Origin of the sequence: Pseudoalteromonas sp. BZB3 (genome assembly GCF_040104455.1) — a bacterium.
Classification (GTDB): domain Bacteria; phylum Pseudomonadota; class Gammaproteobacteria; order Enterobacterales; family Alteromonadaceae; genus Pseudoalteromonas.
In genome coordinates this window covers 71,819-90,391 of record NZ_JBECOS010000010.1, presented here as the reverse complement: position 1 = coordinate 90,391, position 18,573 = coordinate 71,819, and the positions used below count along the sequence as shown (strand labels likewise).

General features: G+C 40.1%; 16 protein-coding genes. 5 read left to right on the top strand and 11 right to left on the bottom strand.

What is annotated here, in order from left to right:
• Positions 1-92 precede the first annotated feature (92 nt).
• Entirely contained in the window at positions 93-710 is a 618-nt protein-coding gene (locus ABMY35_RS10740) for a rhomboid family intramembrane serine protease (RefSeq protein ID WP_349286198.1), read from the top strand.
• On the opposite strand, the gene iadA is transcribed toward ABMY35_RS10740, so the two are convergent.
• From iadA to ABMY35_RS10725, 3 genes are read right to left on the bottom strand one after another with little or no spacing between them, the layout of a single operon-like run.
• Positions 707-1,879, bottom strand: a complete 1,173-nt coding sequence (iadA, locus tag ABMY35_RS10735) for a beta-aspartyl-peptidase (RefSeq protein ID WP_349286197.1) — start codon at positions 1,877-1,879, stop codon at positions 707-709. The genes ABMY35_RS10740 and iadA overlap by 4 nt on opposite strands.
• A 3-nt stretch (positions 1,880-1,882) precedes the next feature.
• Positions 1,883-3,283, bottom strand: coding sequence for a putative basic amino acid antiporter YfcC (gene yfcC / locus ABMY35_RS10730; RefSeq protein ID WP_349286196.1), 1,401 nt, complete (start codon positions 3,281-3,283; stop codon positions 1,883-1,885).
• A 34-nt stretch (positions 3,284-3,317) separates the two neighbouring features.
• The gene (locus tag ABMY35_RS10725; RefSeq protein ID WP_349286195.1) at positions 3,318-6,239 is read right to left on the bottom strand and encodes a TonB-dependent receptor; all 2,922 of its coding nucleotides are present in this window, start codon (positions 6,237-6,239) and stop codon (positions 3,318-3,320) included.
• A gap of 452 nt (positions 6,240-6,691) precedes the next feature.
• On the opposite strand from ABMY35_RS10725, the gene ABMY35_RS10720 reads away from it, so the two are divergent.
• Positions 6,692-8,305, top strand: coding sequence for a cyanophycinase (locus tag ABMY35_RS10720; protein WP_349286194.1), 1,614 nt, complete (start codon positions 6,692-6,694; stop codon positions 8,303-8,305).
• Positions 8,306-8,326: 21 nt separating this feature from the next.
• Here the strand turns inward: ABMY35_RS10720 and dctP are convergent, their stop codons facing one another.
• Positions 8,327-9,454, bottom strand: coding sequence for a TRAP transporter substrate-binding protein DctP (gene dctP, locus ABMY35_RS10715; RefSeq protein ID WP_349286193.1), 1,128 nt, complete (start codon positions 9,452-9,454; stop codon positions 8,327-8,329).
• Positions 9,455-9,789: 335 nt separating this feature from the next.
• On the opposite strand from dctP, the gene recR reads away from it, so the two are divergent.
• Both recR and ABMY35_RS10705 read left to right on the top strand, forming a co-directional pair.
• Positions 9,790-10,392 (top strand): recombination mediator RecR, encoded by a 603-nt coding sequence (gene recR, locus ABMY35_RS10710; RefSeq protein ID WP_138482184.1) that lies wholly within the window; start codon positions 9,790-9,792, stop codon positions 10,390-10,392.
• A gap of 230 nt (positions 10,393-10,622) precedes the next feature.
• Positions 10,623-11,429 carry a DUF3667 domain-containing protein gene (locus ABMY35_RS10705; RefSeq protein ID WP_349286192.1) on the top strand — a complete coding sequence of 269 codons (807 nt, stop codon included), beginning with the start codon at positions 10,623-10,625 and terminating at the stop codon, positions 11,427-11,429.
• A gap of 35 nt (positions 11,430-11,464) precedes the next feature.
• Here ABMY35_RS10705 and ABMY35_RS10700 read toward each other — a convergent pair whose 3' ends face one another.
• From ABMY35_RS10700 to ABMY35_RS10670, 7 genes are all read right to left on the bottom strand, one after another.
• Positions 11,465-11,683 carry a helix-turn-helix transcriptional regulator gene (locus tag ABMY35_RS10700; RefSeq protein ID WP_058030153.1) on the bottom strand — a complete coding sequence of 73 codons (219 nt, stop codon included), beginning with the start codon at positions 11,681-11,683 and terminating at the stop codon, positions 11,465-11,467.
• On the bottom strand, positions 11,676-12,173 hold the full coding sequence (locus ABMY35_RS10695; protein WP_349286191.1) for a hypothetical protein: 498 nt from the start codon (positions 12,171-12,173) through the stop codon (positions 11,676-11,678). The genes ABMY35_RS10700 and ABMY35_RS10695 overlap by 8 nt, the downstream gene beginning before the upstream one ends.
• 189 nt (positions 12,174-12,362) lie before the next feature.
• The gene (locus tag ABMY35_RS10690; RefSeq protein WP_130255821.1) at positions 12,363-13,301 is read right to left on the bottom strand and encodes a LysR family transcriptional regulator; all 939 of its coding nucleotides are present in this window, start codon (positions 13,299-13,301) and stop codon (positions 12,363-12,365) included.
• Positions 13,298-15,031, bottom strand: coding sequence for a bifunctional isocitrate dehydrogenase kinase/phosphatase (gene aceK / locus ABMY35_RS10685; protein WP_349286464.1), 1,734 nt, complete (start codon positions 15,029-15,031; stop codon positions 13,298-13,300). Before aceK ends, ABMY35_RS10690 begins: the two co-directional genes overlap by 4 nt.
• 154 nt (positions 15,032-15,185) lie before the next feature.
• Positions 15,186-15,662, bottom strand: coding sequence for a DUF4124 domain-containing protein (locus tag ABMY35_RS10680; protein ID WP_349286190.1), 477 nt, complete (start codon positions 15,660-15,662; stop codon positions 15,186-15,188).
• 76 nt (positions 15,663-15,738) lie between these two features.
• Positions 15,739-17,238: a DUF3413 domain-containing protein gene (locus ABMY35_RS10675; RefSeq protein ID WP_349286189.1), complete on the bottom strand. Its 1,500-nt coding sequence runs from the start codon at positions 17,236-17,238 to the stop codon at positions 15,739-15,741.
• 4 nt (positions 17,239-17,242) lie between these two features.
• Positions 17,243-17,455 (bottom strand): DUF1414 domain-containing protein, encoded by a 213-nt coding sequence (locus ABMY35_RS10670; protein ID WP_138482174.1) that lies wholly within the window; start codon positions 17,453-17,455, stop codon positions 17,243-17,245.
• Positions 17,456-17,519: 64 nt separating this feature from the next.
• Between ABMY35_RS10670 and yejK the strand changes: the two genes are divergently transcribed.
• On the top strand, positions 17,520-18,533 hold the full coding sequence (yejK, locus tag ABMY35_RS10665; RefSeq protein WP_349286188.1) for a nucleoid-associated protein YejK: 1,014 nt from the start codon (positions 17,520-17,522) through the stop codon (positions 18,531-18,533).
• Positions 18,534-18,573 lie beyond the last annotated feature (40 nt).

The following is an 18,573-nucleotide window of genomic DNA, read 5'->3' as shown; positions in this document are numbered from 1 at the left end:
AAAGTTCGTGTTAATTTTCTCTAAAATGACGTCAATTAGATGAACGATGTCTAACTACAAATTTTTGCAAATAATGAAAGATGCCAAATGCAATGAATGAAAAAAAGCGCACAAAGCTTTTTCCATACAACTTCAGATTATTATTGTTAGCTATGTTGCTTATGCATGTGCTTATGGCAATGGCATCGTTTTATCCTCCTATTATTTCTAATTTTGGGTTAGTGCCTCAGCTACCCGAGCGTTTATACGGTATTTTTACAGCACCTTTCATCCATGCGAGTTGGGGTCACTTAACAGGGAATAGCATTGGTCTATTTATTAGCGGATATTTAGCGAGTTTGCAGGCTGGGTTTAAACGTGTCACTGTTTTTATCATGGTTGTGACGGGATGTTTGGTCTGGGTATTTGGTGAATATGGTAATCATATTGGCGCATCGGGCATTGTGATGGGCTATTATGGCTTTTTATTTGGCACTGCAGTGTTCAATCGTAACTTGATTGGTGCAATTAGTTTTACCGTGTTAGTTGCCGTTACCTATTACATGGACTTTGCTTTTTTGGCGACATTATTAGACTTTTCTGCTCAAACCAGCAGTTCTAATCATATTTTTGGTTTTATAAGTGGTTTATTGGGTGCCTACATTTTTAGGAGGAAAGTAAAAAAGCCTAAATCCGCCAAAAACGAAAATAGGCTTGGGACGAAACTTTAGGCTTTTGCAAAGAATCCAGATGTAATGACTTTTTGCTCTGCAACCATTAGCTTTCCATTACTCCAAACATTTTCAACTGCTAAGTTGTCTTGTTTTAACAAAACTAAATCAGCATCGCCTGTGACTTTTATCTGTCCTTTAGGCAAGCCGAGTATATGTGCAGGGTTTTGAGTGATAGCCATTAACGCCTTTCCAATTGGTACGTTAAATTCTAATACAGCTTGTCGAAATGCATGTAAAAGCGATGACTCTTGGCCCACTTCAAAGCCAACCAAGTTATTGTGTGTATCATAAATAGGCAAGCTTGCATGCCCATCCGAGCTCATGGTGAGCTGACTCTCAGAGACACCTTTTTCAAGGCAGTAGGCAAGGGCTTCTGCGGCAGCGAGCTCTCCATGTGCTAAATCATAGTCTGTGGTACTGGTGGTGAAGTCTATGGTGCCACCCGCTCTGCAAAACGCAATACCAGCCATCAGCAGCTCTGAATTACGATTCATATGCGTTGGGTAAAACATATCTAAAGGTAGCTCAGTTGTTTGAGCGACTTCATGCAATAAGTCGAGTTTTGTATCGCCACTACCGACATGAATTGAGACTGTGCCTCTTTTGCCGCTGAGCAATCCTGCAGTGCGTGATTCAGCGGTGACTTCGGCAAGTTGTTGGACGGTGATTTGGCGACCGCGATGATCTGCGATGGCGACTTCACCGACACCGATTATTTCATCGATAAACATGATGTCTTTACTGATTGAATCAGTGAGCGTTTTTATAGGCAAATGATAAGAGCCTGTATGGCAAAAAGCATTTAGGCCTTCTTGTTTTAACCCTTTTGCTTTGGCAACCAAATCAGCATGTGTTCGGCTAATATCGTCAGTACCAAGCGCGCCAACAACAGTTGTTATACCATTTAAAGTTGCATCAGTGAGGTGCATTTCGGGTGTACGACTGGCAAATCCGGCTTCACCTCCACCACCAATAAAATGCACCAAGGAGTCAACAAACCCAGGCACTAGGATAAAACCATTACCGTCAACTAGATTGACGAGTGTGTCATGATGAAGTGTGATGCTTTCTTCGATGGCAATGATTTTTTCACCGCCGAAGAGCACGTCTTTTTTACCAAGATAGCGTGGAGCATATACCTCAGCATCTTTTATAAGTGTAAGCATAATTTATTGATAATTAATGAGTTGAGCGAAAACCATGGCAAGTGTAGAAAGACCAAAAAGCACCAACATAAAGCGCCAAATGAACTTTGCCCAATCGCCCCAGGATAAGTTAACCACCCCTAAGCAGCCAATGAGACTCGCAGAGGTTGGAATGATGATATTGGTAAGACCGTCACCGAGTTGAAATGCGAGCACTGCCGTTTGCCTAGAAACGCCAACTAAGTCAGCCAAAGGCGCCATGATTGGCATAGTTATGGCCGCTTGTCCTGAGCCCGAAGAAACAAAAAAATTGAATACAGACTGGAAGACATACATTGACCAGGCAGCTATTACATCGGGTATATGTGATATCACACTGGCACAATGATAAAGCAAGGTGTTAAGCATAGACGGTGAATTTAATTCACTGCCGCCAAGTAATAAAACCAGTCCTTTTGCTAAGCCAACCAGCATAGCAGCCGGTAATAATGCGGCACTACCGTGTTTAAATGCGTCAACTGACTCAGATATGCTTTGGCGTTTACCAAGCTTGGCAATGATGGCCACAATCAAGCCTAAAACAAAGAATTGTGCAGCAAGCTCAGGAATGTAATAACCTTTTGCAGTAACGCCATAAATCACCCATATAATTACAGCTAAAAACGCAATGAGCAGTACTTTATCGACCGTACCGAGTTGAGTATGTGACTGTGGTGTTGAGCAGTCCACACTTTTACGAGATTGCTTTGCGTAGTGCATGGTAAACACCATGCCTACCACAATAAAAATAGCGGTTAATGCAACACGCAGCTCCACACCTGAGAACACCTCAAGCCCAGCAATGCTTTGTGCGATGGCAATACTAAATGGATTCATCGGTGAGGTGGCAAAGCCAATTTGTGTGGCAACATAAGTGACTAACACGGTTACATACGCGTTATATCCAAGCTTTTGCATAATTGGGTAGAGCACAATACAAAACGCAATGGCTTCTTCCCCCATACCAAAAATGGCGCCACCTAGGCTAAAGGCAATAAATAAGCTGGGAATAAATAACCAATCAATTTTTTGTGTGTTATTTATTAGCGACATCACGCCATTATCGATGGCTTTGGTTTGCATAAGCACGCCAAATGCCCCGCCAGTGATTAAAATGAATGCGATAACGCCGATAGCCGCGCCATTTTTGTCACCACTGACTAGCCCTTCAAATAAGACGTTAAAGAAGCCGAGAGTCCCACCTTCGCCAAACAATGCCATCGGGGCAGGTGATGCAATTTGACTAAACTGCGACAGCATGACCGTATTTGTTTGCTCCGGCGTATTAAAAAAACCGGGGAGTACAAAAAAAGAGGCCAGATAACATAGTACGACCATCATCATTAAGATGACGAAGGCATCTGGCATTTTATATTTTTGATGCATGTTAATTTAGAATGGGGTTGCCCCCATTCCTCCATTAGAACTTAGCTGATAAGCCAATTTGATAAGTCGTACCAAACGCATCGTGGTTAATTGAATCAAAGCCACGCTTTGAACCAAATACTGCTGGTGGTGCTTTATCAAATAAATTTTTGATACTGGCTCTAATGAACAGGTTTTCACTCAACTCCAGACCTGCATTGAGATCCATAACAGTCCAGCTATCTACTGTGTGTTGCTGTTGTGCATCGAGTAAGCCTAGTTCGTCAAGCTCATCAATTTCACGGCCTTTTAAACCTTCAATATCATCAAAGTAACTGTCAGTATAGTTGGCAGACAATGAGATGTAGTAGCTATCAGTATCTAATGTGACTGACAGGCGCCCGACATTTTCAGGGTATCTAAATGTGCCGACAAGAGATTCAATTTGATCTGAGCCTGGCTTATTGCGGTCATATTCAAGATAGTGCGTCGCATCTAACGCCAGTTTTAAATCGGCAAAACCCAGTTCGAATCTGTGATCGAACTTAATATCTAACCCGCGAATATCCTGAGTGCCAGTATTTTCAAGTTGGATTACATGATCGCGATATAGCTGAAGTGATTGTGAACGTGGATCAAACTCTGAGATATAAGCACCTAATATTTCTGATAAGTTCGCGCCAGATTCATCAATTTTAAGCCCTGCATTATCGGTGACACTACAAACATCTTCACCATATGATATGCCCATTTGATTTTGCGGTACGATGCCACAGTGGCGAAGTGAGGCGTCTGAAATAGCGCGTTCTAACACTGCAGTCATGTTGGTATCAATGACTTCTTTGTAATCAAACTGCCAATAATCGATCATCACTGTGGTCTGCCTAGAAGGACTCCATGCAAAGCCAATTGAAAGTGAATCAGACTCTTCAGCGTTTAAGTTTTCATTACCTAACTCTAAGCTGTTTACGCTGACAAGTGTGCCGTCACCTTCACAATATAGGTCAGCAATTGCTTGGTTTGTACCGCAATCAAAAGTTGAGGTAGTAGTACGAAGCTTGACACCTGCTTGCGTTAAAGACGGTGCTCTGAAAGACGTTGCCCAACCCGCGCGAAGTAAAATGGTGTCAGTTGGTCGATAACTGATACTGACTTTTGGGTTAAACGTTGAGCCAAAATCATCAAAGTGATCGTAACGCCCTGCTAATTGCATCTCGACTTGCTCAGTGAGTGGAACATAAAGCTCGGCAAAAGCACCATATTGCGTACGCTCTGCTTCAGCTATACTCGAGCCATAACCAAATACATCGACCAAATACTCGTTTTCAGCTTTTGCCACTGCATTTGCAGATGGAATATCGGAAAGCTCTTCTTTACGGGCTTCAAATCCAAATGAAGATTGCACATTAATATCACCGAGCGTGAATAACTCGCCCGAGAAAGTGAGATCTATACCATAGACTCTACTTTTGCCTTCGCGTGTTGGCATAGCTTGTGTGAGTGCAAGAATTGCATCATTGTTTGCGTCTGCGACTAAGAATGGATTATAAAAATCAAGCAACTGACCGCTGTTACAGGTGACACCATTATCGCTGAGAGCACCAATCGAACCATCAGAGCATAGCTCGCCAGCCAATGCTGCATGGAATTGGTAACGGTTATACACGCCCTTTATTGCTTGCTGCTCTGAGCGAGACTCAGAGAACAGCACGCCCGATTGCCAATCCCACTCTCCAAATTGACCTTCAAGACTAGAAACTAGGCGGAAGTTTTTAGATTCTACCTCAATGGTTCTTGGGTCGTTAAATCGTGCATCAAACCGAAAACCCCATTGCTCTTGGCCTAAAAAAGTATCGAATGGGTCGATATACAAAGCATCTAAAAGGGCGTTATTGCCTTGGGCATCATCAAATATAAACAACGCATCCTCTTTCACCCAAGGACCTTCAGCATCATCAAGTTGATTAATGGCAGCTGGCGTTGAATAGGCAGTTGATTTAGTGGTGCTGTAAAAAAACTCAGAGTTCCAAATTAGGTCACTAAATGCTTTATTAACCATAAAGCCTGCAGATAAGCTTTCAAATGGCGCGCTTAATACGTCATCTCGATTACCATAATAGGCGCAAATTTCTTCCCCATATTCCGTTGTGACGAGTTCAGTTTTACAGCCCGGTGCGCCTATTTCATTACCATCTTGGCTGCTGTAGTAGTAAATGTTGGGGGTATTTTCGAGTTTAGGTAGGTAAGAGTAACTGTTAATCAAAGACGGATTAGCTGTGTAATCACGATCTGAGGCATTAAACTGGTTTTTATCGAAGTAATCAGCAAATACGGTGACATTGCCACCTTCAATTTCGCTACCCCAGATCAGGTTAAGTTGTTTTTTGCTTTCATCGCTGTCTTCAAAGCTATCTGAAAATGACACATCCAGCTCTGCACCTGTGAAGTCTTTTTTAAGAATGTAGTTGATAACGCCTGCAACCGCATCTGCGCCATAAATCGCAGAAGCCCCGGTCGCTAAAATTTCAACACGCTCAATGGCAGCCAGTGGAATGGCGTTTACATCGACAAAGTTTTGTGTACCTGCTGCAAAAGAGCTTGGTGCAATTCTTCGCCCATTGATGAGTGTCAATGTAGCTGAAGGCCCCATACCACGAAGGCTGGCAGCTGCTTGACCTGCAGGGGTTGAAGTCGACGTACTGCCACTTTCACTGGTTGTAAAGGTGCCCGCACCACCTTTAAGTTGTGGTAAATCTTGTAAAAGTTCAATGACAGAGGTTGCGCCAGAGCGGCTAATGTCTTCTGAAGAGATAATGGTTATTGGTTGAGTACCTTCTAGGTCAACGCCTTTAATGCGAGAGCCTGTGACTTCAATACGTTCGACTTTTTCTAAACTTGCTTGTTCTGATTGTTGTGCATGAGTGTAGCCACTGTTCAGCAGCGCAGCAGCAACACCAAGAAATAACTTGTTGTACATGTTTCACCTAACTTTTGGTTAGCCGTCGATGCAATTTGGGTGAACAGGTAGGAGTCTTACCATCCTCACAAACACTTAACTGAATAATGAGAGCAGGTAAAAAACGTAACTATCCTGTAAATGGCATTAATCAGCATAGAGCTCGCAAGATGATCAAGGCCTTCGACAGCTAGAATTTATTTTTTATGATTTTTTGAGGTGGGTTGCATACCAATAGACAACACCACGGTGTTGATACCGTGTGTCTACTCGTCGAACCACTCCGAAAGGTAGTGAGGTGAGTAGAAGTAGCAAACAAGCTTAAACGCTTTTTTATACATAGCTTCATCTCTTCATTTTTGACAATGCAAACTGGCCTGTGCTAGCTTGCTTCCTGCAATGTTCATAAAAGTTATATCACAGCTTTTTTTGTGATGACAAGTCTGATTTTTTAAATTTATGGAAAAGTCCGTATGAACTTTGCTCGTTTTTTGTCCAGTATCAGTCTGGGCTATTTGTTACTTTTTAGCGCGTCATCTTTAGCGCAAACCCTTTATCTTATTGGCGGTTCGCTTAAAACTTGCTCAAGTCAAAGTACTCAAAATTGTTCAAAAAAAGTCAATTTTGAAAGTGCTGCTAAGCGCCAACAATTATTTTTAGTTCATGACCTCACGTTAAATGCTGTGAATGAAAAATGGCCAACTCATAACACACAACATAAACATCGCACTAGAAAGCTGCTAAAAGCAATTAAATCGAAGACGTTGTATTCAAAATCAGCGCTGATAGCTGCAATTAAGCAACAAGATAGCTACTTGTATAAGCGTTGGAGTAATGAAGAATATTACTTTGTTTTTGATATGTTAGAAGTACCTGTTTTGTATGAACAACGTAGAGCGAAAGAGCAGGTGTTAACGCAGTTTAATAATGAACCTGCCAGCACTGAAATCTTAAATGACATTGTAGAAACGCTAAAACAGCAAAATAATGCAAAATTACTCCTGAGTACCGCGTCTTCTCGTGACCCATACGAGTCAGCTGATTTCTATCAGGGTCTTTTTAGTGCATATGGTATAGAAGCAACCTGGTTTGCATTGACCCCAGCTTTAGCCAAAGCAATCAGTAATAACGATTGTGACAACCTAGATATTTACCGAAACAAGCTGAATAACGTGTTTAATCGTGAATTGGTTTATCCCGACTTAACCGCGCAAGAGCTAGCTCTGTGTAAAAAAGGCATCGACAACCTCACTCAAGAAATTACAAGCGCTGGTGGCATGATGTTTAATGGCGGCGATCAGTCTCTGACAAAACAGGTCATGGTTGATAACGAAACAGGCAAGGCGTTTCCTTGGTTTGAGGCGATACAAAATCGCCCAGTGTTGATTGGAACCAGTGCAGGTACAGCGGTGCAGTCTGGTGGCCAAAATGCATCTGGACAAGTGCCTATGATTACCAATGGCACAAGCTTAAGTGCGCTTGAGTCAGGGGCATTTGCGAAAGCGCCACCTAAGCAGAACTGTCAGCAACATGGCGGATGTGACATTTTACCCCATGATGCGTTGACGTATGACAATCGAGGTGGGTTAGGCAGCTTTAATTTCGGTATTCTAGACACGCATTTTAGTGAAAGAGGTCGCACACCAAGGCTAGCGGTGTTATTAGCCGAAACTAACCAAAAGTGGGGTTTTGGGGTGGATGAAACCACGGTACTTAAAGTTGAAAAAGCAGTAAATAAATTTTCTGTGCTCGGAAAACAAGGTGTTGTGTTACTCGAAAGGCTTTCAGAACAGTCATTTTTATATAATTTTTACCCTACTGGTAGTGAGTTGGAGTTGCATCCAAATGTGGAAAATTTAGCTGATGGTAAAGTAAAAGGGCGAGTTGAGTATTCAGTTGATTTGATCTCGGACGGTTTAATAAGAGAAAGGCTAAGAGCGTTTTGTGCAGACGACATATCAAGCCTAATTAACAAAGAGCAAGGCATAAAGAATAAGGAACTCATATTCAAAAAGCTTGAGCAAACTCGGTGCGAAGAATTAGGCCTAAGTATGAAAATTGAAAACCTGTTGATGGAGATTAATTAACACATACGGGTGATCACAATACTAAGAAAGCTGGAAGCGGCTGGTTTCATTGGTGGCATCTAGTAATTTATCAAAGGTCTTGAGATCACCTAATAAATCTTTTTTTATGTCCCGCCAGGCAGGTTGGTGATGACCAAACTGCCTTATCCATCCTGATTGCTCTTCGTTGCTTGGTTCGTAAATAGCGGTGCCATATTTTGAGAGTCCTTTTATACATTCGGTATGAATGGCATTAAAATTATTAATGTGATGATCAAATGTCTTTTCAGCGGCAATGGTAACTACCTCTTTTAAAGAGGCTGGTAACTGTTTTAGCCAAGCTTGGCTGATAACGGTTACCCATGCATCCGGTACCGTGTCGATTTTAGTAACATGTTTTAAGTAACTTTTTAAACCGTCAGGACCTGAATGAAGTCCAACTATACTAGGATCAAGTGCGTGTATTAGACCTAGGCGTGCCATTTTTGCGGTTTTACTCCATGGCACCTCGATAATGTTCGCCTGCGTCAGGGTATAAAAGTGATTGAGTACTTTCGATGCGGGTACGCGTAAATTCACGCCTTTCAAGTCTTCAGGCATTATGACGCGTTTATTTGAGCGTTTTACCGTCGTTAATGTACGTGAACCCACAATATGGTGTAAAAGAATTTGAAATTTACTCTGCTCCTTGATGGGGGTGAGTACCAAATCGTGCCATTGTTTAGAACTGATTAAATTTAAGTAAGCTTGGTTGCTACTAGCCCAAAAAGGGATGTTTAAGATGTCGAGTAATGGCAATGCACGAGATAAGTTAGAGACTGAAATTAATGCAGCATCTATTCGTTTATGGCTAATTGCAGCCATTAACTCTGTTCCAACACCTAGCTGGCCATTGTCAAACAGCGATACGTATATTTTATCTTCAGATAATGACTCTAAATAAAATTTTAATTGTTGGTGAAGGTGAGGGGTTGTTTTGTATTGGCTGGTTGTATAAGGAGAAGCAAAGTTAAGAATGTAGTCAGCTCTACTTCGTTTATCTCGCTCTTCCATTAGGTCATATTCCATTTGAATAGTTTCAATTGGAAGGCACAAAAGCGGGGCGCAATAATTTAGAGCACCAACACTCAATGCCCCTTTTATAAACAAGCGTCGATTTATCTTCATCATTTCAGTATAGCTGGAAATATTAAGCTGGCACGAAACGACACTTATCTATGATTTTTCTATAAGTCATTCAATTATGCTTGTGACTGGTTTGTCGCACTTTTATAATCACATCAATCTAACAAGACATACTTAGTACACAATACTAACCCTTAGTAATATTTAATCATTTTGAGGGACTAAAACTGACGCTAACTTCGTTGAAAACATCTTATTTAGAACAACTAAATAGAAAAAATTTTCGCCTTGTTATCGACATGTTTCACTTGCCTTAAAATAGATCACTTAATAAAGAGGGTTGGTATAAGTGTTGAGTTTTAAATAAAAAAAGAAGCGTTATGCAACTATCTGGAACCTTATCACAACTCATTGAAGCCTTGCGCTGTTTACCCGGCATTGGCCCTAAATCGGCTCAGCGTATTGCTTTTCACCTGCTTGAAAGAGACAGAGAAGGCGGCAGCCAGTTAGGGCAAAGCCTAACTAAAGCGATGCAAGTTATTGGGCACTGCCAAACTTGTCGCACGTTTTGTGAAGAGCCAGAGTGTTCGCTTTGTCAAAATATTAAACGCCAAGATAGTCGTTTGTTGTGTGTAGTTGAATCGCCAACTGATGTGCTTGCCATCGAGCAAACAGGCCAGTATACGGGCTTGTATTTTGTATTAATGGGGCATTTATCACCGTTAGATGGCATTGGCCCAAATGAAATTGGTTTAGATGTGTTAGAGCGACGCCTTTCTGAAGGTAATATTGATGAGGTGATTCTCGCTACTAACCCAACCGTAGAAGGTGAAGCAACTGCACATTTTATCTCTGAGCTTTGTCAAAAGTATGATGTACTTGCTTCTCGTATTGCTCATGGTATGCCTGTAGGTGGCGAGCTTGACTTAGTTGATGGTATGACGCTAATGCATGCGTTTTCAGGGCGAAAAGCCATTACCTAAAGTGTACTCTGACCTATGAAGCATTTAGAAAAGCTAATCATATAACATGATTAGCTTTTTTATTTTCTGTGGCTATTGATTAATACAGAAAAGGAAGTTGTTTTATTTAATGCATTGATATCGTAAATGTAAATAAACCTTTGACAGGAAGTATCAGGTTAGGGACAATTTAATTTCAAGAATAGTATTTAACACTCTATTTTTAGTCGTTTTCGATAGGGATATATCACGTGGTAAACTTTGACGAGCAAGTAAATTGCTTAAACTGTGGTGCAAAATTAACAACGCGCTTTTGTGGCGAATGTGGTCAAAAGAAAGCAAAACGCATTACTCTAAAAGAGCTGTTTAAGACAGCTCAAAGAGCGCTGTTAGAGTTTGAATCTCCTTTTCTACATACTTTCATTAAAATGACCGTTCAGCCTGCTGTAGTTTGTAAGGATTACATTGAAGGTAAAAGAGCTAGATATTTTAATCCAATAAAATATGCGTTTTGGAGTATTACATTTCTGGTATTTTTAACCGCATTTACCGATCAATCTTTGGCTGAGCACTATAGCTTCTCAACCTCTTCTTACAACAGTGAGTTTGCAAAAAATATGGGGAGAGTGGTTGAGAGCTCTCTGTTATTTTTGACCTTTCTAAATTCTGTTTTGTTTGCTGCCATGCTGAAATTGATGTTTAGAAAATCAGGCTATAACCTGACTGAATTGTATTTACTTGCTTTATTGCCTTCTGCACATGTCTCTTGGTTTACTTCACTTTTACTTATTCTAGGGCTGATAAACTCCCAAATAGGGCAAGTTATCTCTGCCACTATTGGAATCGTTTTTCCTTTATACGCATTCACGACCTTCTTTACAGGTAGTAAAATTAAAGCCTTTATTAAATCTAGTTGTGTGAGTTTGGTATCCTTGGTATTGATGGGTGTGCTAGCAATATTTCAAACAAGTATTTTTTTGGGCTATGAGGAAGCAGAACTTCAGCGTAAATTAGAACAAGCTGAAAGTGAAAAGCAGGTTGAAACTAATAATCTCTAACCCTTTTCAAAGAGAGTAAAGCCAACCCTTTGGCTTTACTCAGCTTCTTTATATTGAAATACTTCTTCAAGTGGTAAAGAGAAGACCTCAGCAATTTTGAAAGCCACTTCTAAACTTGGCGAGTATTTATTGGCTTCTATTGCCATCACTGTTTGACGAGTCACCCCGATGGCTTCAGCAAGTTGCTTTTGCGTCATCTCATTGTTTAAAAATCTCAACGTTCTAATCGAATTTGTGATAACGCGATCAGTCATAAATCGCTCCTGTACGGCCTTTAATGAGTTGTACACCATAAAAAACGATTTCAGCTAAGATAAAGGCGATGACCATAATATGTAGTGGTAAAAATGGTATACTGATTTTATCTGCAAAAAACGGGTTAGCTTCAATCTGATATTGGAAAATGCCTATACCCAAACCTATTTGTAAGATCCAGGCTGAGTATTTGTAGCCGATTAAGTTGATTTGCTTTTCACGCACATCCATGGGTTGCTCTAGTTCTTTGTCACTTGCAAATGCTAAAAGAATATAACTAGCTATCATCAAAACAATACTATAAAAAATTACATTACCAAGAAGCCCTGATAACCAAGTTATATCACTCAACTGCTCGGTACTTGCTAATAACACAGCTCGTAAATAATAAAACAAGATGTAGCCACAAATCAGCAAGTCAACGAGTAATGTCACTTCTCGAAAGCTACAGCTATCAAGCCATTCTTTAAATTTCTGTTGTCTAGTCATGTTCGCTCCATTTTACTTTAGGTTAAATATTTTTAACATGAACAAAATTACGTCAAAATAGCAGTTGGGTCAAAAATTTTTTACTTCGAGTTAGCTTTATTTGCCATTTTAAATGTAACGACGTGTGTATTTTGAACAAAAAAATACCTGCATAAGCAGGTATTCGTTTTTAATTTCATAAGGTTAGGTTTATTTTAACTCTTCGGCGACTTCTGCCACTTTCTGTCGCAGCCAAATATGGCTCGCGTCGCGGTGAAGGAGAGGGCTCCAGATCATATCCAACTCGAAAGGTGGAATAGGGAACGGCGGCTCTAAAATAGCTAACTGTGGATCATCTTTATAAATGTTGGCGGCTTTTGATGGCAGTGTAGCAATCAAGTTTTGCTCTTTAGCCAGATGAATAGCGACATGATAGTTACGGGTAAAGGTAGCTATGTTTCTGTGTTTACCAAAGTGCGCAAGTGCTTCATCAACCCACCCCAGTTTTTGCACATCTTCTGGGTCCATACCAACACCCACACCAAAGCCAGTTTTACTTACCCAAATATGGCGTGCTTTTAAATATGCATCGAGGTTAAATTTATCTATGATTGGGTTATCAGACTTAATTAAACAGCAGAAACTGTCTTTCCAGATACGTTTATGGTGGAAAGATTGAGGTAGATTTTCAAAACGGTTGATGGCCATATCTACCTTACCATTTTCTACATCATGAAAGGTGACGTCACTTGGCGTTAATATATCTAGTGTGGTGTCAGGTGCTTCTTCATGTAACTTAGTTAATAACTTTGGCGCAAGCGTACTTGCGGCGTAGTCACTTGCCATGATCCTAAATACACGCTTACTTTGACTTGCTTCAAATTCTCGATTTGGTGCAAGGGTTTCTTCAAGCGTCATTAAAATACCACGGATAACGGGCTGTAACTCTAAGGCACGCTCTGTAGGCACCATGCCATCACTGGTTCGAACCAAAATAGGATCATTGAATAAGTTACGCAGTCTCTTTAGGCCATTACTCATGGCTGGTTGCGTAATACTAAGCTGGTTTGCAGCTCGAGTAACATTGCATTCTCGTAATAAAGTGTCGAGATATACTAATAAATTTAAATCTATTTTACTGATATTCACATTAATCTCTTTTGTTTCGCAATGTGGTTAAATCTTTGCTCTGGCGGGTATGGGTAAATATGCTTACTTATTTTATTGACGATATCGGCTTGTGCATTTTGCCAATACTCAACGGTTAATAATTCGGGATGCGTCTGCTCAAAGAATGTTTTCAATTTAGGGTTCGTCATCACAAAAGTTAATAACTGCTCAGGAAATACATCTTGTGGTGCAACTGAATATAAATCAGCCCCTGAGTATAAGTCATCTAAACTTGGCTTCGGCAAGGCTCTAAAATTCATTTCTGTTAGGTATTGCACTTCGTCGTAATCATAAAATATCACCCTGTGGTGTTTACTGACACCAAAGTTTTTCAGCAACATATCTCCAGGGAAGATATTAGCCTGCAACATCTCTTTGATGGCTAATCCATAATCGTCAATCACTTTAAAACTTTGTTCGTCAGAAGCTTGCTCAATAAAAAGGTTGAGCGGATTCATTCGTCTCTCGATGTATAAATGTTTAATGACTAAATGATCATTCTCTATCTTGATACTGCCAGCAATGGTTGCTTGTAATTGCTTTAGTAATTCAGGGCAGAATCTATTTAGCGGCAGTACAACATCTGAGTATTCAATGGTGTCAGCCATTCGACCAACACGGTCGTGATTTTTGACCAATTGATATCGAGCTAATACTGTATCGCGTCCAAAAGGCTTACTTTCAGAGAATTTATCTTTAATGATTTTAAAAACATAGGGAAAGTTTGGGAGCGTAAATACCATCATCACCATGCCTGGGGTTCCTGGAGCGATCACAAACTTATCATTACTGTTATCTAGATGATGTAAAAACTCACGATAAAACTCGGTTTTGCCTTGTTTATGAAAACCTATGGCATTGTAGAGCTCTGCGGGCGTTTTATTCGGCATTAACTGATTTAAGAAATGCACCATAGCTGATGGGGTATTAGTCGAAACCAAAAAATACGCGCGCGCAAAGCCAAAAATGACCCGCATCTGTGAAGAGTTGGTAAGTAAAGCATCTATGCACAGCTTACCATTCTCATTATGCAACACAGAAATAATAAAGGGTTGAATACCACTCTGGGACACAACCCGACCTATGATGTACGCGCCTTTATTGCGATAAAATGGGGAGGGCAGCATATCAAAACGCATTTGATGGTGCTGGTGGTGCGTATCGGGTGCTTGTTGAATAAATGCTTTTACTAATAATCTAATATCTTGCTCTAAATTGGCAAATTCGCACTTAAAGTCAAACTCATTGATAATCTGTTTGATAGTGGGCTTTAACCCTTTAACAACTGGAAAATAACTACTATATTCGGTTTCAACAGCAACCGCAGGGGCATCTTTCAAAGTTGTTTCGACGAAAATAAAATCATTATTGAAATACTGCCTGTCGAATAAACGACAAAATACTGAGTTATAAAAGGTTTCAGCCAGTTCAGCTTGAGGATGAAAGGTTAATAAGTCTAGATAGTGCTGTTTCACTTGATACCAAAAAGATTCATCAAGCACATCGCAGTTTAATAGTTCTTTTACGTCATTGATGGTTTCGTTGACTCGAGCATCATAATGATGGATACGTGCTTTGCTGATTTGCTGGATTTTCCCCCAGTCTTGTGTGGCAAAAGCGATAGGGGCTTGCCCTGTTATCTCTTGAAATAATTGATAGTGCTTAGCAAAGCCAGAAAGTATCAATTGGGCTAGACTGAAAGCGTGCATCATCATCCTCGATATTTAGGTAATTTGCCGCCAAAATAGAGGTAAAATTACCAAAAACGCATTATCTTGCTAACACTATATAATGAAAATGGGGTGTTTGGCTATCCCACAATGGTCTACAGATGATTATGATTTGCTTAACTTGTGCTAAGCCTTATTGATAGCGGGCTAGTTGCTTCTCTAATTTCGCTATTTGTTTATCAATGTCTTTAATATCTTTTAAATATTGCTTATTGATAGATTTGAGCTGCTTTTTAACATCTCGGATAGTTTGTTGTTTTTTTCGGTCATCCATAACGCGATTCAAGCGAGCTTGTTGCTCTCTAGAGTCTCTGTCTCTGTCACGACTCAAAATAGCAGATTTCTGACGCTTAGCACGGATCTCATGCTTTAAATTTCGAACTATTTGTTGCTTCTCAAGGTTATTGAGTGTTTTGAAATGCTGTTCAGCAGGTATTTTTGCTTCAGGGTTGGAATGCGTTAATGTGTGAATAGTGCCATTTTTACCACAAGGGTGCTGACTAAAAATAGTGCCTCTATCTGTAACGCACTTATAGTAACTGACAGAGACCTTTTCAGCAGACACACCCATAGATAGTAGTATAAGAATAATGGCATATGTTCTTCGCATAAACAGCTCCTTTTAGTTTTCTCCATGACCCTCAGTAGGATTATAGAAATATAGTAAAGCTAAAAGGAGATGCAAGTTAATTGCCACCACTACTGTGAGTGAACTTCTGTAACTCTTTGATACTGTGGATAAGGAAAGGGATATCTAAACTTTGCTCTAATAGGAAACCCTCTGAACCTGACATTTGTTTATAACTGCCATCTGGGTTAACTAAAGTAATTCGGTCTTTCTTGAACGTAATCAATACACCGTTAGAGTAGTTCACGCCCTCTTGGCGGAAGTCTTGATTTAGGTTTCTACCTAACATGGTAGCTTCTGCAAGTGTAGGGCAATTGAGTTGCTCTGATATCAGAGAATAGACTATGTCGTTAAGCTGTTTAAAACTGTCACTATTTTTTATTTGAATAGAATCTGACACATATGCCTGTGAGGTGGTAATTAGCTCTTTGCCATTGTCGTCAGCAAGAGAAAGTGCAATCAAATTTTCAGTAGGAAGACCTTCAAGTTTATCTGCTAAGATGATGTTGACTGGGTGCTCACCATCAGTATCTTTGAAGCCTGAATCTGCAAAGCCAGATAGGCCCAGTAGCGCATTTTTCTGTGACCAAGCGGGTAAAGAGCCTCGTAGCTTTTCAGAATTGTAATATGCAGGTAGCCCATAAATAAGGTTAAACAGTGCATCTTGGCGATTACCTGGCTGTAAAACATTGTCGAGCACAGAAAAATTCGAACGCTCAGTAACAAAAGCATTCAATTGTTCACTATTTTCAAATACGACAATATTGACGATTTGTGTTTCAGCTTCACAATTTGGCAATGAAGACTTAAGTACAAATTCACCCTTTGAGCCTTCTAATTGTACACTTCTCGCCTGTTGATATTTTTCAATATCAAGTAAATCGTGACGTGCTAATAAGGTCTTTGCCGTTGTAGGGTAAGAGAGCGGCAATACGTTATCTTGTTTTGTAATATCGAAATAGTTGTTTGCATCGGCCCATATGTGAATACTATGACTTAAGGCAAAGCAAGTAACCAGTACACTCGTAGCGTAACGGGCAAATTTTAGGTTTTTCAGTCTATCTAGGTGTCGCCATGCATGGTTACTGGCAATCAATTCCAGTCCCAAAATAATAATAATAATAGAACCAGCAATGACAGTCGTTATGGCTGGTGAGCTTGTGAGTGTTGACCAAAGTAAGCTAATTATCTCAGGTAGCGACTGAATGTTAATATGGTAGCCGAGGCTGTAGTATACGAATGCATCTAAGCATAAAGTTGAAACACCAATCGTTGCAATGGCCGCAGCCATGCCCCGTATGTGCCTAGGATAAGGGAATACTAAACTCAGTGGAAATATGGTTAAGACAAAGGCACAAAACGTAATAAAGCTGGTATGACTCACCCAAGTTATCAGCATATAGAACCAACCAAGCGGTGTGCTCGGTTGGCTATCGGCAAATAAATAAATCGTACTGATCAGCAGTACTAAGCCAATATTAGCGAAAGTAAACCAGTGTCCCCAACTCAAAAGTTGGCTGGCTTTCGAAGAAAACTGGTTGTCAGGGGTGAGATTCATTCAGTTATTTTACCGATTGCACGAGCGCTTTAGCGAAATTGTCGGCAACAGCTTGTCTTTTATTTTCTGGCACATGTTCTTTTAGAATATGCGTGATAGAATTTCCTAAACACATTAGACTTAAATCAACAGGTGCCTGTTGTTGAGTTAACACATCGATAAGCTGGTCGACAATTTGTTCTACTTGTTTGTTGGAATATTTAGATTGGATAGGCATCAGTTGGTTCAAAATCAATAAATAATAATTTTTTATTTTAACACCAGAGGCGCGAAAAACAAAGATGAGCATTGAGGTGAATAAACTGGTTGTCCATTATGTCGACAAACAGGACGAAGATACCCAAATCCATTTACGCAATGATGAGATGTCGATTAACGACCGAGTGAATGTATTTATTGAACAATTACATCATGCTTACACCAGTAAACCTGGCAAGGGATATTGTGCGTTTAGCCCAGATAAAAATAGCCAAGTTGCATCGGCGATGCAGAGTTATCGCAATAATGAACTCAATTTTTATAATGTGACCGAACAAGCGACGCAGGTATTAAAAGAAGAGCTGAATAAATACGCCTTTAACGAAACAGGGTACTTGGTATTTTGCCACTACCAATATGTGGCAACAGAATATGTACTAATCGCATTAATAAACATTAAAGAGCATTACTCGATTACTTCAGAGCTAGATTTATCTGCTTCGCGCCATTTAGATATTTCTCGCATGCAGCTTGCAGCAAGAATTGATTTGTCTGCTTGGGATACGCAACCTGAAGATGCGCGTTACATCTCGTTCATTAAAGGGCGAGCAGGTCGAAAAGTGGCTGACTTTTTCTTAGACTTTTTAGGCTGTGAAGAAGGCATTGATGCTAAACAGCAGTCGAATGTGATGTTGGCAGCTGTGGAAGATTATTTGAGTGAACAGCAGTTTAATAAGGAAGAAAAAGACGACTTAAGGAAAGAAGTCTTTGATTACTGTAACGACTGCATTACAACAGGTGAAGACGCCAATATAGCTGACTTATCTGAAACACTGTCAAAATCTTCAGAGACTCAATTTGAAGACTTTTATAAAGATCAAAGCTATGACTTAGCTGAATCTTTCCCAGTTGATAAGAAGACGTTAACAACTATGGTAAAATTTTCAGGTCTAGGCGGTGGTGTAAGTGTGGGTTTTGAGCGTAAACACTTAGGTGAGCGGATATTGTATGATGCTCAAAATGACACGCTTACAATTAAAGGTATACCACCAAATCTAAAAGAGCAATTACAGCGCTTTTATGAAGAAAACGATTAGGGCGTGTTTATCTTTGAGGTATGAATTTTGTTCAAATCAA